Genomic DNA, 15068 nt, shown 5'->3' on the forward strand with positions numbered 1-15068 from the left:
CTGTTTACCTCCTAGAAGATTCGGGGCTTTCGGGGCTTTGGATGGACAGTGGTTCCTGGTCGGTGGTCGCCGACTCCGCGATGTGGCGCGCCGCGACGTAGCCGAACGTCATGGCGGGCCCGATCGTCGCGCCGGCACCGGCGTAACTGCGGCCCATCACCGCCGCCGACGCATTGCCGACCGCATAGAGCCCCTCGATCACCGTGTCGTCGCCGCGCAGCACGCGGGCGTGCTCGTCGGTGCGCAGCCCACCCGAGGTGCCGAGGTCGCCGAGGATGATCTGGAACGCGTAGTACGGCGGCTTGCCGAGCGGGTGCAGATTCGGGTTGGGCAGCGTCGGGTCGCCGTAATAGTTGTCGTAGGCGCTGTCCCCGCGGTTGAAATCGTCGTCGTGGCCTTGGGCGGCCAACTCGTTGAACCGTTCGGCGGTCCGGCGCAGTTGCGCCGGCGGGACCCCGATCCGGCCGGCGAGTTCCTCCCAGGTGGACCCCGTCTTGACGATGCCGGACTCCAGCCAGGCGGCCGGCACCTTCCGGCCAGTCGGGACGGGAGCGAACGGCACCTTGGGAATCGGCAGGTGCCCGGCGACGACGTACCGGTGGAACGACCGGATGTCGGTGATCAGCCAGCACGGGATGTGCGTGACACCGGAGCGCTCACCGTCGATCATCGCGTGGGCGAAGTCCATGTAGGGCGCGGCTTCGTTGATGAACCGCTCGCCCGCGCCGTTGACCACGAACTGGGATGGCATCATCCGTTCGTTGAGCATGAACTGCAACCGTCCGTCCGGCCAGCAGATCGCCGGGAACCACCACGCTTCGTCAAGCAGATCGGTTGCCGCGCCGAGCTTCTCGCCGGCCCGGATACCGTCACCGGTCGCGGCGGGATTGCCGAAGCTCCAGTCCTTGCCGGGTCCGGCGAGTTCAGCGACCCGGTTCAGCTCGGGCAGATGTTGCCGCCGCCAACCCATGTCGTGGTCGAAGCCGCCGCTGGCCAGGATCACCCCCCGCCGGGCCTGCACCCGCAGCACACGGCCGTCTTTCTCGATGACTGCGCCGATCACCCGCGCATCCGGGCCGTCGGTGTCGGTGATCAGCTCGGTCATCGGCGCGTTCAGCCATAGCGGGATGTCCTGCTGTTTCATCGCGAGCCGCAGCCGCGCCGACAGGGACTGACCGATGGCCGCCATACGTTCCCCGAAGGCTCGGGCCCGGAACATCCGCCAGATCAACTTCAGCAGCACGGCCTTACCGCGCCAGTTCTGCCGGACCTGATAGAACAGCCGCAGGTCCTTGGGCGCGAACCAGATTCCCTTGGGCGCCAGCGCCAACGGGGCGAGCAGGTTATGTTCCTCGTCGCCGAGCACGCGCAGGTCAAGCTCGGGCACGTTGATGGTGCTGCCCAGCGCTGACCCGCCGGGAAGCTCGGGATAGTAGTCGGCGTATCCGGGCTTCCACACGAACTCCAGCCAGGGGCTGAGCTTTTCGAGGAAGTCCATCATCTCGGGCGCGGCGTTCACATAGGTGCGCAGCCGGGCGTCGCTGACCAGACCGCCGGTGATCTCCTTGAGGTAGGTGAACACCTGATCAGGGTCCGGCACGTAGCCCTCGCGGCGCTGCGACGGCGCCCCCGGCACCCAAATGCCGCCGCCCGACAACGCGGTGGAGCCGCCGAACCGCGGCGACTTCTCCACCACCAGGGTGTCCAGGCCGGCTGACTTCGCGGCCAGCGCGGCGGTCATCCCGCCGCCACCGGACCCGATCACCAGGACATCGGTGGCTTGGTCGAATCCTTGGCCCGCAGCAGAACTCATTTTGTGGACACCGCCGTTCGAATCGCGAAACCGGCGATGAGTTCCGGTGCGGCACGGTAGAACCGGTCGCCGGTACCGTATCTGCCCTGCGCGGCCAACGCTGAAAAGGCGGCCACCCAGGTTCTGACCTCGTGAGCAGAGTTACCCGCCTGCTCGGCGATCCAGCCGTTGTCCCAGCCGTCCACCTCGGCGAGCCGGCCGGTGTCGAGCAGGTCCAGGAACGCCGTATCCCAGTCCGGGTTCAGCGGAGCGAGCGCCCCGTGGCCGGCCGCGAATTCGCGGGCTGCCTCGATCACCGCCGACTGGCGGGCCAGCCGCTGCTCGGTGGTCATCGGCACGCCTCTGACGATGCGGTCCAGCGCCGCCGGCGGCGCGGTCGCCAGCGTCGGGACGGGAGGGTCGTGCGACAGTCCGCCCGATCCGATGACCAGCACCCGCTTGCCGAGGCCGGCGAGATGCGCGCCCACGGCGGCCCCGAGCGCACGGACTCGGCGCATCGGTCCCAGCGGGGTCGCCACGGAGTTGACGAACACCGGGATGACGGGTTTGGCGGTGGCGTCGCCGAACAGCTTCTGCAGCGGTTGCACTGTGCCGTGGTCGACGTCCATCGCCGCCGAGATCGCGACGTCGACGTCAGCGTCCAGCACCGCCTGGGCACAGTCGGTGGCCAGATCGGCCGGCACGTTCAACGGACCTTGGTAGGTGCCGTAGTCGCCGACGCCCGCGGCCGCGGTGCCGATACAGAACGGCGGCATCGCGCGGTAGAAGAACCCGTTGTAGTGATCGGGCGAGAACGTGACGACGAGCTCCGGGTCGAAGTCGGCGACGAAATCGCGTGCGGCGCCGATGGCGCCCTCGATGTCGTCAAGGAGTTCCTGTGACAGTCCCGGAAGGTTCAGCAGCGGACTGTGCGACATGCAGCACACGGCCATCTGTGTTTTCGCCATGAGAACCGGACCCTCCTTCCCGGGACGGTGGAACGTTCAGATGCAGCGCGCGGAACAGCTCCGCCGACACCTCCGGCGCACGCTGCGCAATGCACGCGGCCGCGATGCAGCGGTCCGGCCGCAGGAACAGCACCGAGTCGGTCGACACGTCGAACCACTTCTTCAGTGCTCCCCCGCGGTCGCCCACGACCACGACATCGGCGTCGTCGTGGCCGGGCCAGCGCAGCTGGGTCATCGGTCGCGCCTCGACGAACCTCGCGCCCAGGGCTTTCCAACTGTCGAACACCTCGTCCCCGAGCACGGCAGGTAGGTTGTTACTCCAGCACAACACCGCGAAACCGGAACCGAGCACATCGTCGAGAAGCAGGTTCTGAGCGTCGCGGGTGTCCACGCGTGGCTGGATGAACAAGGTGCCGGTCGGCGAGTTCGGCGACGGCTGTGCGTCGTGGTAGACCGCGCCCTGCAGGTAGCGCGGCATCGGCTTGAACCGCATCTCCAGGATGTAGCGCTTCAGGGTGGGTACCACCGACGCGGCGTGGATCACCTTGTCACGCAGCGCTGCCACCCGGCGGTTGGTCGGGGAGATGACCCGGCCGACCATCGTCGACAGGTCGATCATCGCGCGCGCGTGCTTGCGACGCTCGACGTCGTAGGTGTCGAGCAGCGCGTCGCGGGCCTGCCCGCGGATGACCGCGGCCAGCTTCCATCCCAGGTTCGCCGCGTCGCGGATCCCGCTGTTGTATCCCTGGCCCTGCCACACCGGCATCAGGTGGGCGGCGTCGCCGGCCAGCAGCAACCGACCCTTGCGGAACGACCCGGCGATCCGGGAATGGTGGGTGTAGACCCGGTGCCGGATCATGTCGACCCGTTCCGGATACGGGACACGCTGACCGAGCATGCGCCGGACGAACTCCGGGTCGTCGGCCTGTTCGTCGGTTTCGTGCGGATGGATCATGAACTCGAAGCGCCGGATGCCGTGTGCGATCGAGATGGACACGTAGGGACGGGCCGGATCAGCGCCGACCTCGCTGTTCGGATGGCCGAGCGGGTCGTTGGCCACATCTACCACGAGCCAGCGGGTCGACGACGTCGTGCCGTCGAAGGACACACCCATCAAGCGGCGGGTGGCGCTGCGGCCGCCGTCGCACCCCACCACGTATCGGGCACACACGGACGCCTGGCCACCAGCGAAGCCGACGGTCATGCCGTCGTTCGCCTCGGAGCAGGTCTGCATGCGATGTCCGAAGCGGACCTCGACATGATCGAACCGCTCAAGGCCCTCGAACAACTCGGCGTCGACCATCGGCTGGACGAACCCGTTGCGTTTGGGCCAGCCGAATCGGGCATCCGGGGGCGCCATCTCGGCCAGCAGCTTCCGGTCGGCATCGAAGAACCGCAAGATCTGGTTTGGCACGGTATGCGGTAGCACCTGATCGACCAGACCGATCGACTGGAACGTGCGCAGCGCCTCGTCGTCGAGACCGACACCGCGGGGATAGTCGATGAGGGTGTCGCGTTCATCGACGACAAGCGTCCGAACACCGTGAAGGCCAAGAATATTCGCCAGGGTCAGACCGGAGGGGCCGGCCCCGACGATGACCACGTCGACGTCGACGTCCGGGGCTGTCACCGGACCCCGCTCATCGCCCGACCCTGCAGGAAGTCCAGGTGCAACCGGTCGAAGGTCTTGGGATCCTCGTACTGCGGCCAGTGACCACAGCCCGGCATCACCTCGAAGCGGGCGCCGGGGATCATCGACGCGATACGCCGGCCCTCCTCGACGTCGGCGGTCGGGTCGTCACTGGTCCAGACCACCAGCGTGGGAGCAGTGATCGCGCCGTACTCGTTGGGGCCGAGCAAATTTCGCGCCCGGATCTCCGGATCCTGCAACGCCATGATGTCACGCATCGCGTTGACGAACCCCGGCTGGCGGTACACCCGCTGCCGGCTGGCCACGATGTCGTCGTAGTCCTTGCTCTTGTCGGCCATCAGCCATTTGATCCGCGCCTGAACCGTCTCCCAGGTCGGGTCCTCCGCCGCGGCCATCGACAACGTGAAGATCCGCTTCATCACCTCGGGATCGGCCTGCGAGCCACCTGCGGTGTTGAGCACCAGACGATCCACCCGATCCGGCCGGTCCGCGGCGAAGCGTGCGGCCACCCAGCCTCCCAGCGACTCGCCGCTGATGTGCGCGCGCTGCGCGCCGATCGCATCCAGAAATGCGGCGAGATGCTCGACGTAGTGCGGGATTTCAAGCGGATGGCCGGGCTTGTCGGTGTAGCCGTGGCCGAGCATGTCGATCGACCACGTCGAAAAATGCTCGGCGTGCGCCCCTAAGTTGCGGACGTAGGCCTCGGCATGACCGCCGGAACCGTGCAGGAATACCAGCACGGGCTTGCCCGGATCACCGGCGTGCAGGTAACGGGTGCGGACACCGCCGGCGTCGAGGTACCCCTGAGAGAACGGGACGCCCTGCAGGTCGCTCCATACGCTCTCGAACTCCGCCACCCCTGCACTCCTTCCGTGGAGTCCCTGCCCGAGACCTTGACGGCGAGAATCGAATTCTCGTATTTTGTAAGCACTCTGCTCATTTATCGCACATACATGTGCACTATAGTTAGAGCATCACTCTCACGACAGAGATCTGTCAAGGAAGGTCCGCATGAATCGACCGGCCGGTGATCACCCGCCTGACGCGGGTGCACGCGGGACCGCCACTGCGGGCCCGAGCGCGCCCGGCTCCCAGACGCTGGCGCGTGGGCTCAACGCACTCCAACTGGTGGCGAGCTCACCGACCGGGCTGACCGTCGCGCAGGTCGCCGACGACATCGGCGTGCACCGGACCATCGCCTACCGGCTGCTCAGCACCCTCGCGCAGTACCGGTTCGTCGCCAAAGGAGAAGACGGCCGCTACCGCTCGGCGGCCGCGCTCGCCGTGCTCGGCGCGTCGTTCGACAACAACGTCCGGCAATTGTGCGTGCCCACCCTGCGCGCGCTGGCCGACGAACTCGCCACCACGGTGTCGCTGCTCGTCGCCGAAGGCGACCAGCAGGTCGCCGTCGCGGTCATGGTGCCGACAAACGTCTACTACCAGTTGTCATTTCACGAGGGGAGCCGCTATCCGCTCGACCGCGGCGCTGCGGGGATCGCGCTGCTGTCCAGCATGCCGCCGCGCCCCGGCGAGCGTGACCTGGTACAGCAGACGCGCCAGCAGGGCTGGGTGATCACCCACGGTGAGATCGAGCCCAACACCTACGGACTGGCCGTGCCGGTACGACGTAGATCCCCGGCGCCGCCCACGTGCATCAACCTGATTTCGCACCGCGAGGACGTCGTTCTCGACGGCCGCGAATCGGTCATCCAAGCGGCCCACGATCTGTCGGCCGTCCTCAGCTGAGCCGGACCGGGCAGCAACCATCGGAAGGAGACAGCGATGACCGACTGGGACCATGAGATCGACGTCGTCGTACTGGGCAGCGGCGGCGCGGGACTGACCGCCGCGCTCACCGCCGTCGTCAACGGCGCCACCGTCGAGGTCTACGAAAAGGCGGCCACCGTCGGCGGAACCACCGCGGTGTCCGGTGGAATCGTGTGGATCCCGGCGCACCACAGGTCCGAAGAGGGCGAGCTGACCGTCGAGGACGCGATGGCGTACCTGCGCGCCCAGTCGCTGGGATACATGGACGAAGAACTGGTCGAGACGTTCGTCCGCACAGGCGCGCCGATGCTCGACTTCGTGGAGTCCCACAGCGATCTCGTCTTCGAGGTGGCCACCGGCTTCCCCGATTACAAGCCCGAGCTGCCGGGCGGCAAACCCGGTGGCGGTCGCTCGCTGAACGCCAAACCGTTCGACCTGTCCCGGCTCGGTGAGTGGAGCACGCGGATCACGTCCTTTCCGGCGGACTTCAGCAACGTCGGCATCGACGCCGAGACCCGCGCGCGCATCCACGCATCCGTCGACAGCGAGTCGGGCGACTACTGCGTCGCCGGCACCGCCTTGATCGCCGGCCTGCTGCGCGGCCTGCTCGACCGCGGCGTCACACCACACACCGAGGCACGCGCCGTGGAGCTGATCGCAGACCCGCTGGGGATCACCGGAGTCCGAGTCCAACAGGGCCACAGCGAGTTCCGCGTGCACGCCCGTCGCGGCGTGATCCTGGGCACCGGTGGATTCGAGTGGGACCGCCGCCTGGTCGAGGCGTATCTGCGGGGCCCGATGCGGGGCGCGGTCTCGCCGCCCCACAACACCGGCGACGGACTACGGATGGCGATGGCGCACGGCGCCGACCTGGCGAACATGGGCGAAGCGTGGTGGGTTCCGATCGTGCAGATCCCCGGCGACACCTTCGAGGGGCATCCGCGCAGCCGCAGCGTCAGGTTGGAGCGCACCCGACCACGCAGCATCATCGTCAACCGGGCGGGCAGGCGCTTCCTCAACGAGGCGGGCGAATACAACTCGATGGCCGGGCCGTTCCACTTTCTCGATCCGAAGCTCGGGTATGCCAACGATCCGGCCTGGATCGTCTTCGACTCCATCCATCTCAAGCACTACGGCTTCCTCGGTGTGGACCCCGACGGACCGGTCCCCGACTGGTTCTGCCAGTCGGCCGATCTCGAGGAGCTCGGCGAGAAGACCGGCATCGACCCCGACGGCCTGGCCGCCACGCTCACCGCCTGGAACACCAACGTCGCCGCCGAGCACGATCCTGAGTTCAACCGCGGCGCAAGCGCTTACGACGGTTACTGGGGCGACACCTCGGCAGCCACCACGGCAGGCCAGACGCTGGGTCCGATCGACACGGCGCCGTATTACGCGGTCCCGGTCTCCGTGGGCGCGATGGGCACCAAGGGCGGGCCCCGCACCGACCGCGACGGGCGGGTGCTGCACGTCAACGGCACCGCCATCACCGGGCTCTACGCCGCAGGCAACGCGATGGCCGGCGCCACCGGAAAGGCCTACGGCGGTGCGGGCGGCACCATCGGCCCCGCCATGGTGTTCGGCTATCGCACCGGATACACCGCCGCCACCGGCACGTCGGTGTCCTGACAGCGCCACACCGCGCATCGGCTCTCGACTACCCTGGCGGGGTGACGGGCACCGGCATCAGATTCAGCGCGATCGCGCGCACCGCCGCGCAGATCCGGGTGCTCGACGCCGCACTCGCCCGGCTGGAGCCGGCGCTGGAGGCCGCCGAGGCCGAGCAGTCCGCGATCCGCGCCCGCGAACTGTTACTCACCCAGGTCATCGACGAGGCAGTCGAACGTCGACACTGCGCCGCGAACTCCTGCGCTACACCAAGCGGCTGATCGAGCTCCCGGAATAGCTCAGCGCATGGTGTCGGTGACGATGAGTTGCGCTGCCGCCGTGTACGGGTCGGTGCGACCCTCGGCCACCGCGTCAGCGAGTGAGCCCAGTCCCTCGTGCTGACGAAGCAGGCTCTGCGCCAGCGAGAGGATCTGGGCACGCGCCCTGGCCGATCGCCGACCCGGATTGTCGGTGCGGTGGTGGGTTTCGATCACCTCGAGCAGCTCGTCGATCCCACGGCCCTGGGCCGCGATGAGTTTAAGGATCGGCACGTCGGTTTCGGCCCGCAGGTCCCGTACCGTCTGGTCGGCGCCCTCACGGTCGGCCTTGTTCACCGCGACGATGTCGGCAACCTCCAGCAGGCCTGCCTTAGCGGCCTGCACGGCGTCCCCGGCTCCCGGGTTGAGGACCACCACGGTGGGATCGGCCACCGCGGCGATCTCGATCTCGGACTGTCCGACGCCGACGGTCTCCAGAATGACGACATCGAAGTGCAGTGCTGACACGAGCGTGATCGCCGCGGGCACCGCGGCGGCCAGACCCCCGAGGTGCCCCCGGGTGGCCACCGATCGGATCAGCACGTCGGGATCGTTGATGTGGGCCGCCATCCGGATGCGATCACCCAGCAGGGCGCCGCCGCTGTACGGCGAGGACGGATCGACGGCCAGCACCGCCACTCGCCTACCGTCGGCCCGATAGGCACCGACGAGCGCGCCGACGGTGGTGGACTTGCCCGCGCCCGGTGGACCGGTGATGCCGACGACACGGGCCGGGCGAACCTCCCCGAGTGCGGCGAGCACGTCATCCCGGCGCGGGCTCTCCACGTAGCTGAGCAGCCGGCCGGTGGCGCGCGCTGAACCCCCGCGCGCCGCGGCGATGAGGTCGTCGATCGTCACTCCAGACACCTTACGCAGGCGGTTTCTCGCTGCGCGAGGGACCGTTCCGCTTCCGAGAATGCTATTCTCCTAGGCTGAGAGCGATAGTTTCAGAGAGGATACGCATGGACATCGCGGGGAACTCGGCACTGGTCGTCGGAGGGGCCGGTGGCCTCGGTGAGGCGACGGTGCGGCGCCTGCACGGAGCGGGCGCGAAGGTGGTCGTCGCCGACCTGGCCGACGACAAGGGCAAACAGCTGGAGTCCGAGCTCGGCGTGCGTTACGTGCGCACCGACGCGACCTCCGAGGAGTCGGTGCTTGCCGCGATCGCCGAAGCTGAAGCTCTCGGCCCGCTGCGCATTTCGGTGGACACCCACGGTGGACCCGCGGGCGGCGGACGGCTCGTCGGCAAAGACGGATCCCCGCTGTGCTTGGACGCTTTCGAGACGACCATCAAGTTCTACCTCACCGCCGTGTTCAACATCATGCGGCTCTCGGCGGCGGCGATCGCCAAGACCGAACCGCTCGACGAGGGTGGACGGGGTGTCATCATCAACACCGCCTCGGTGGCAGGCTACGAGGGACAGATCGGACAGCTGCCGTATTCGGCGGCCAAGGGCGGGGTGATCGGGATGACGCTGGTCGCTGCTCGCGACCTGTCCCCGTTGGGGATTCGCGTGGTGACGATCGCCCCCGGAACCATCAACACCCCGGCCTACGGCAACGCGGCCGATCAGCTCGAGCAGTACTGGGGACCGCAGGTGCCGTTCCCGAAGCGTATGGGCCGGTCCACCGAATACGCGCAGCTGGCGCAGAGCATCGTCGAGAACGACTACCTCAACGGTGAGGTGATCCGGCTGGACGGGGCACTGCGGTTCCCCCCGAAATGACGCGGGAAGTGACCGACGGGTGACGCTGCAGGGAAAGGTCGCGTTCGTCGCGGGCGCGAGCCGCGGCATCGGCGCCACCGTGGCCGCCGCGCTGGCGCGGGCGGGTGCGTCGGTGGCAGTGGCCGCCCGCTCGGAGCAGGAGGGAAAGCTGCCGGGAACAATCGGGTCTGTCGCACAGCGGATTTCGGACGACGGCGGGCGGGCGCTGCCGGTACCGTGCGACGTGACCGACGGGGAGTCCGTCAACGCCGCGATCACCGCGACGGTCGCCGAGTTCGGGGGCATCGACATCCTGATCGCCAATGCCGGCGTGCTCTGGCTCGGGCCCATCGAAACCACCCCGCTGAAACGGTGGCAGCTGTGCCTCGACGTCAACACCACCGGCGTCTTCCTGGTCACCAAGGCGGTCATCCCCCACATCAGGGCGCGCGGCGGTGGTTCGCTCATCGCCGTGACGACCACCGGGGTCGCCATGACCGATCACGGCGCGAACGCCTACTGGGTGTCCAAAGCCGCGGTCGAACGGCTGTACCTCGGCCTGGCGGCCGATCTGAAACCGGACAACATCGCAGTGAACTGCCTGAGCCCGTCGCGGGTAGTGCTCACCGAAGGCTGGCAGGCCGGCGGGGCGGGAATGCGAATCCCGCCCGAGATGGTCGAACCGCCCGAGGCCATGGCAGACGCGGCGGTTTTTCTTGCCGGACAGGATGCTTCGGGCATCACCGGCACCATCCAGCGCTCCGAAGAGCTCACCCCGTAGCGCGAGCGGGCAAGCGAGCCTGTCTCCGCCCCAGCCCCTCCGCGCGAGCGGGCGTGTCTGCGCCCGACACGCCGCGTCCTGGACGAACTTCGCGCACGCTCGGACCGCACGATCCGCACGCTTGGTTCGCCCACTCCGCGCGCCGGTTGGCCTACTCGCTCGGTTGGCCTACTCGCTCGTTCGGCTACTCACTCGGTTGGGCTGCGCAATCCGCGCGTGCGATCCCGCGAGCGTGCGCACCATGCCCGGCGAGCGTGCGTGAAATCGGTTCGGAGTGCGGCGTGTTGGCCGCAGACACGCACGCTCGCGGCAGGAAGCGCCTACTTTTTGGCGATCAGGCCGTCGACGATCTTGTTGAAGTCCGTCGTGCCGAACGACACGTACTCGGCCAGGTTGGCGTAATCCAACGACGCCATCACCGACTTCTCCAACTGCATGTTCATCAGCCGCTTGGTCGCCTCGACCGCCTGCTGCGGCAGCTCGATCATCTTGTTTGCGCACGTGATCGCCTCGGCGAGCGGATCCTCCACCACGTGATTGGCCAACCCGAGCTCGACCGCGCGCTGAGCCTTGATCCGCACACCGGTCAGCGCGAACTCCTTGGCCTGCAGCAGGCTGATCTGTGAACCCCACACCAGCGGGCCACCGTCGGCGGCCACCAGTCCGATCGACACGTGCGGATCGGCGAAGAACGCGTTCTCGGCGATGTAAACGACGTCGGACAGCGCCGCCAGGCTGCAGCCCAGCCCGACGGCCGGCCCGTTCACCGCGGCGATCACCGGGATGCGGCAGCGCACCATACCGATCACCAGATCACGACCGTGCTTGATCGTCTTCTGACGCAGGGCTTCGTCGTTGCGCAACTCGTCGAGGTAGTTGAAGTCGCCGCCGGCCGAAAACGCCCGTCCCGCACCGGTGATGACGGCCGCACGCGCACCGGCGTCCTCGTTGAGTTCCTCCCAGATCTTGGCCAGGCCGACGTGCAGGTTGTCGTTGACCGCGTTGAGGTCGTCGGGTCGGTTCAGCGTGATGATGCGCAGGGCGCCGTCGGCCTCGACCTTAATTTCGTCTGGCATGGAATACATCAGCTACCTTCTTTCTTCGCGCCGGCGCTCATCAGCCGGAGGCTCCCAGTCCGAGAATGCGTTGCGCGATGATGTTCTTCTGAATCTGCGATGTGCCTCCCATGACACTTTGCGCCCGGCTGTACATGTAGGCCCCGAACAGTTCCTCGTCGGCGGTGCCGACCGTCGCCAGCGCCGCATGCCCGACCGACTGCTCGGTCCACGTCATCAACAACTTGTCCAGCGACCCCTGCGGGCCGTGGGTGATCCCGTCCAGCTGTTCGGAGAGCCGCCGCCGCACGTGCAGACGCAGCATCTCGGTCTGCACCCACGCCCACAGCAGCTCTTCGTTCGGTTCACCGTCGACCCGAGATGCCATCTGCCGCACCGTCTTTCCATAGCGGGCGGAGAAACCGAGCGTCGACGGCTCGCGCTCGTGGCTGACCACCGTCATCGCCAGCTTCCAGCCCTCGCCGGGTGCGCCGACCATGTTCTCGGCGGGCACCCGGGCGCCGTCGAAGCTCACCTGGCCGAATTCCTTGGTGACGCCGCTGATCATCTTCAGCGGCCGCTGCTCGATTCCGGGCTGGTGCATGCTGACGATGAACGCCGAGATGCCGCGATGTTTCGGCACGTCCTTGTCGGTGCGCGCAAGCACCAGGCACCAGTCGGCGACGTCAGAGTAGCTGGTCCAGATCTTGTGCCCGTGGATGACGTACTCGTCACCGTCCCGAACCGCGGTCGTGGTCAGTGACGCCAAGTCCGACCCCGCACCGGGCTCGGAGAAGCCCTGGCACCAGCGCTCTGTGCCGTTGATCATGCCGGGCAGGAACCGCCGGCGCAGTTCCTCGCTGCCATGGTGGCTCAGGCCGACGACGAGATAGCCGAGGCTGGGCCGCGCCGGGGCGCCGGCCTTGGCGATCTCCTCGTCGACGATCACGTCGTACACCGGCGGCAGATCCTGGCCGCCGTACGCCTTCGGCCATGATGTGCCGAAGAAGCCGGCCTGGAACAGCGCCTGATGCCACTCGCCCGCCTTCGCCCAGTACGCGTCGCCGGAGGTCGGAAACCTGCCCTTCTGCTCGGCCAGCCAGGCGCTCAGGCGCTCGCGAAACGCGGCCTCGTCGGGGGAATCACGAAAGTCCAATGGTCAGCTCCTCCAGCTTCGCAGGCCAGGCCTCGGTCGCGGCCAGCACACGGCGCAGATAAACGTGCGCCAGGCATTCCCAGGTGTTGCCGATGCCGCCGTGTACCTGGATCGACGTCTCGCACACCGTCATCGCCGCCCGCGCACAGTAGATCTTCGCGACCCGGGCAGCCTCGATCGCTTCCCGCACCGGCAGTTCGTCGACCGCCCACGCGGCATGCCGGGCCACGCTGATCGATCCCTCGATCAGCGCCAGGCTCTCGGCGAGCAGGTGCGCGACGGCCTGGTAGGAACCGATCGTCGCACCGTACTGCGCGCGCACCTTGGCGTACTCGGTGGCCAGCGCGTGGGTGCCCCGCGCCGCCCCCAGGATGTCGGCAGTGGTCGACGCCAACGCGAGCGCATACCACCGGCCCGCATCGTCGTCGGAGAGGTCGGCCAGCTCGGCCGGCGATTCGACCACGCCGGCAAGGCTTTTCGTCAGATCCACGGTCTGCGGCACGGCCTCGGTGGACGCCACCGGCCGGCCCAGTCGGCGCTGCAGGTCGTCGGCCAGCACCGGCCCGAGGTAGGGCACGTCGACCAGCCCCCGGCCGAACTCCTCGGCCACGATCGCGACCTCGATCGCGGAGGCGCCGTCGGAGCGCAGCGTGCGGAAACCGGTGGCGTCGACGGCCTTCTCCAGCCGCGCGATGCGTCCCGAGTCGTCGAGGTCGGCGACCGACCCCGGCCCGAGATCAGCCGCCACCTCCGCGGCGGCATCACGCAGCTGTTGCTGCTCACTGGTCAGACGGACGTCCACAGAATTCTCCGCTCTTCGCGCGGGCGCTCATCGCCCGCTCCCGTAAAACTCGCCGAAGCACCTTGCCCGAAGGCAGGCGCGGGATCTCGTCGACGACGACCACACGGCTCGGTCGCTTGTAGGAGGCCAGCCGCTCGCCGACCAGGGCCGCGAGCTCGCCGGTGTCCACCGGTCCGCGCGCCGTCACGGCGGCGACGATCGCCTCGCCATCGCCTGCCGGGACCCCGAACACCGCGCAGTCGTCGACGGCCGGATGTCCGTGCAGCACGGCCTCGACCTCCGCGGGCGCGACCTGGAAACCGCGGACCTTGATCATCTCCTTGGCGCGATCGGTGATCCGCAGCCAGCCGTCGGCGTCGAGCGTTCCGACGTCACCGGTGCGATACCAGCCGTCGGTGAACGCGTGGCCGGTCCATTCGTCGGGCAGATAACCGGCCATCGCGGAGTCGGACCGCACCTGGATCTCTCCCTCGGCGTCCGGCCCCAACACCTCCCCCGTCTCCAGCGACACAATCCGGAGATCGACGCCGTCCACCGCGCGGCCAACGGTGTCCAGCCGCGGCTGCTGCAGGTCGTTGCAAGAGATCACCGGCAGCTCACTGGCGCCGTAGGCCGTCACCCACGACACCCCGGTGCGTTGCGTGACGGCGTCGGCGACGCTGCTGGTCACCGGGGTGGCGCACCACATGATGTAGCGCAGCGAGGTCAGATCGTGCTTTTCGAGCTCCTGATGTGCCGACAGAGCCAGCGCGATCGGCGCCACCGCCATCTCGACGGTGATGCGGTCGGATTCGATGTGCCTGAGCATGGCGTCGATGTCGAAGCGGCGGTGCAACCGGATCCAGGCGCCGGTGTCGAGCGCCATCAGGATGTTGAGCAGCCCCAGGATGTGGGAGGGCGGAGTCATGACCTGCATGCGGTCCGCGGATGTCAGCCCCAGGCCGGACCGCCAGTGCCGCACCGCGACAGCCAGCGACGCATGCGTGTGCCGGACCGCCTTGGGCATGCCCGTGGTCCCGGAGCTGAAGACCAACACCGCGTCGGCGGCCGGGTCGGGCTCGAGCGCCTCATGTTCCGCCGGGGGGATCTCCTGGTCGAGAGGCAGCATCGGCATGGCCTCGGCGAGGACGGGGTGATCACCGACCGCGTGCGTCGGTTCGGTGAGCGACAGCGCGTGGTCGACCTCGGTCCGCTTCCAGGCCGGACTCAGCAGCACCGCAGCCCCGCCGAGACGCCAGATCGCGTGCAGGGCCGCCACGAACTCCGGGCGGTTCGATGACATCAGTGCCACCCGTGATCCCGCGACCACCCCGCGCTGCTGCAACTCCGCGGCCATACCGGCAGCCAGGGCGTCGAGATCGGCGCGCGTGTACTGCCGATCCTCGAAGGCGAGCGCCCAGGGCTCACTCACGTCGCGCGCGCCCCTTCCGACACAGTGCTGGATGATGGTTGCGAGAGGATTACC

Annotated in this window: 14 protein-coding genes; 5 read left to right on the plus strand and 9 right to left on the minus strand. The window is 68.2% G+C overall.

From position 1 onward, the window contains the following. Window positions 1-4: 4 nt before the first annotated feature. From ACXMYJ_RS10260 to ACXMYJ_RS10275, 4 genes are read right to left on the minus strand one after another with little or no spacing between them, the layout of a single operon-like run. Complete coding sequence (locus ACXMYJ_RS10260) at window positions 5-1813, minus strand: FAD-binding protein (protein WP_460355884.1); 1809 nt, start codon at window positions 1811-1813, stop codon at window positions 5-7. Beyond that, window positions 1810-2730 carry a 3-carboxyethylcatechol 2,3-dioxygenase gene (locus ACXMYJ_RS10265; protein WP_260754544.1) on the minus strand — a complete coding sequence of 307 codons (921 nt, stop codon included), beginning with the start codon at window positions 2728-2730 and terminating at the stop codon, window positions 1810-1812. Before ACXMYJ_RS10265 ends, ACXMYJ_RS10260 begins: the two co-directional genes overlap by 4 nt. Beyond that, entirely contained in the window at window positions 2678-4390 is a 1713-nt protein-coding gene (locus tag ACXMYJ_RS10270) for a bifunctional 3-(3-hydroxy-phenyl)propionate/3-hydroxycinnamic acid hydroxylase (RefSeq protein WP_460355887.1), read from the minus strand. The genes ACXMYJ_RS10265 and ACXMYJ_RS10270 overlap by 53 nt, the downstream gene beginning before the upstream one ends. Then, window positions 4387-5268, minus strand: coding sequence for an alpha/beta fold hydrolase (locus ACXMYJ_RS10275; RefSeq protein ID WP_260754546.1), 882 nt, complete (start codon window positions 5266-5268; stop codon window positions 4387-4389). Before ACXMYJ_RS10275 ends, ACXMYJ_RS10270 begins: the two co-directional genes overlap by 4 nt. A gap of 154 nt (window positions 5269-5422) precedes the next feature. On the opposite strand from ACXMYJ_RS10275, the gene ACXMYJ_RS10280 reads away from it, so the two are divergent. Genes ACXMYJ_RS10280 through ACXMYJ_RS10290 form a run of 3 tightly spaced genes read left to right on the plus strand, consistent with a single transcriptional unit; the run spans window position 5423 to window position 8067 of the window. Then, on the plus strand, window positions 5423-6157 hold the full coding sequence (locus ACXMYJ_RS10280; protein WP_460355890.1) for an IclR family transcriptional regulator: 735 nt from the start codon (window positions 5423-5425) through the stop codon (window positions 6155-6157). Between the two features lie 36 nt (window positions 6158-6193). Beyond that, entirely contained in the window at window positions 6194-7807 is a 1614-nt protein-coding gene (locus tag ACXMYJ_RS10285) for an FAD-dependent oxidoreductase (protein ID WP_460355893.1), read from the plus strand. A 41-nt stretch (window positions 7808-7848) separates the two neighbouring features. Beyond that, complete coding sequence (locus ACXMYJ_RS10290; RefSeq protein WP_460355896.1) at window positions 7849-8067, plus strand: hypothetical protein; 219 nt, start codon at window positions 7849-7851, stop codon at window positions 8065-8067. An 18-nt stretch (window positions 8068-8085) separates the two neighbouring features. On the opposite strand, the gene meaB is transcribed toward ACXMYJ_RS10290, so the two are convergent. Then, on the minus strand, window positions 8086-8961 hold the full coding sequence (gene meaB, locus ACXMYJ_RS10295; RefSeq protein WP_460355898.1) for a methylmalonyl Co-A mutase-associated GTPase MeaB: 876 nt from the start codon (window positions 8959-8961) through the stop codon (window positions 8086-8088). A 104-nt stretch (window positions 8962-9065) separates the two neighbouring features. Between meaB and ACXMYJ_RS10300 the strand changes: the two genes are divergently transcribed. Together ACXMYJ_RS10300 and ACXMYJ_RS10305 are read left to right on the plus strand one after the other, a co-directional pair. Next, on the plus strand, window positions 9066-9830 hold the full coding sequence (locus tag ACXMYJ_RS10300) for an SDR family NAD(P)-dependent oxidoreductase (RefSeq protein ID WP_460355900.1): 765 nt from the start codon (window positions 9066-9068) through the stop codon (window positions 9828-9830). Window positions 9831-9849: 19 nt separating this feature from the next. Beyond that, window positions 9850-10590: an SDR family NAD(P)-dependent oxidoreductase gene (locus tag ACXMYJ_RS10305; RefSeq protein ID WP_460355903.1), complete on the plus strand. Its 741-nt coding sequence runs from the start codon at window positions 9850-9852 to the stop codon at window positions 10588-10590. 320 nt (window positions 10591-10910) lie between these two features. Here the strand turns inward: ACXMYJ_RS10305 and ACXMYJ_RS10310 are convergent, their stop codons facing one another. The 4 genes from ACXMYJ_RS10310 to ACXMYJ_RS10325 are packed head-to-tail and all read right to left on the minus strand — an operon-like array spanning window position 10911 to window position 15014. Then, window positions 10911-11675 carry an enoyl-CoA hydratase/isomerase family protein gene (locus ACXMYJ_RS10310; protein ID WP_260754552.1) on the minus strand — a complete coding sequence of 255 codons (765 nt, stop codon included), beginning with the start codon at window positions 11673-11675 and terminating at the stop codon, window positions 10911-10913. A 31-nt stretch (window positions 11676-11706) separates the two neighbouring features. Beyond that, window positions 11707-12801 (minus strand): acyl-CoA dehydrogenase family protein, encoded by a 1095-nt coding sequence (locus ACXMYJ_RS10315; RefSeq protein WP_260754553.1) that lies wholly within the window; start codon window positions 12799-12801, stop codon window positions 11707-11709. Further along, on the minus strand, window positions 12788-13603 hold the full coding sequence (locus tag ACXMYJ_RS10320; protein WP_460355907.1) for an acyl-CoA dehydrogenase family protein: 816 nt from the start codon (window positions 13601-13603) through the stop codon (window positions 12788-12790). The genes ACXMYJ_RS10315 and ACXMYJ_RS10320 overlap by 14 nt, the downstream gene beginning before the upstream one ends. Further along, a complete protein-coding gene (locus ACXMYJ_RS10325) occupies window positions 13581-15014 on the minus strand; it encodes a class I adenylate-forming enzyme family protein (RefSeq protein WP_460355910.1) in 1434 nt (477 codons plus the stop codon). Before ACXMYJ_RS10325 ends, ACXMYJ_RS10320 begins: the two co-directional genes overlap by 23 nt. Window positions 15015-15068 lie beyond the last annotated feature (54 nt).

The organism is Mycobacterium sp. ZZG (assembly GCF_054786995.1).

Coding starts and splice junctions, on each gene's coding strand:
- ACXMYJ_RS10260 (WP_460355884.1), bottom strand. CDS start 1,813: ATGAGTTCTGCTGCGGGCCAAGGATTCGACCAAGCCACCGATGTCCTG.
- ACXMYJ_RS10265 (WP_260754544.1), bottom strand. CDS start 2,730: ATGTCGCACAGTCCGCTGCTGAACCTTCCGGGACTGTCACAGGAACTC.
- ACXMYJ_RS10280 (WP_460355890.1), top strand. CDS start 5,423: ATGAATCGACCGGCCGGTGATCACCCGCCTGACGCGGGTGCACGCGGG.
- ACXMYJ_RS10285 (WP_460355893.1), top strand. CDS start 6,194: ATGACCGACTGGGACCATGAGATCGACGTCGTCGTACTGGGCAGCGGC.
- ACXMYJ_RS10300 (WP_460355900.1), top strand. CDS start 9,066: ATGGACATCGCGGGGAACTCGGCACTGGTCGTCGGAGGGGCCGGTGGC.
- ACXMYJ_RS10310 (WP_260754552.1), bottom strand. CDS start 11,675: ATGTATTCCATGCCAGACGAAATTAAGGTCGAGGCCGACGGCGCCCTG.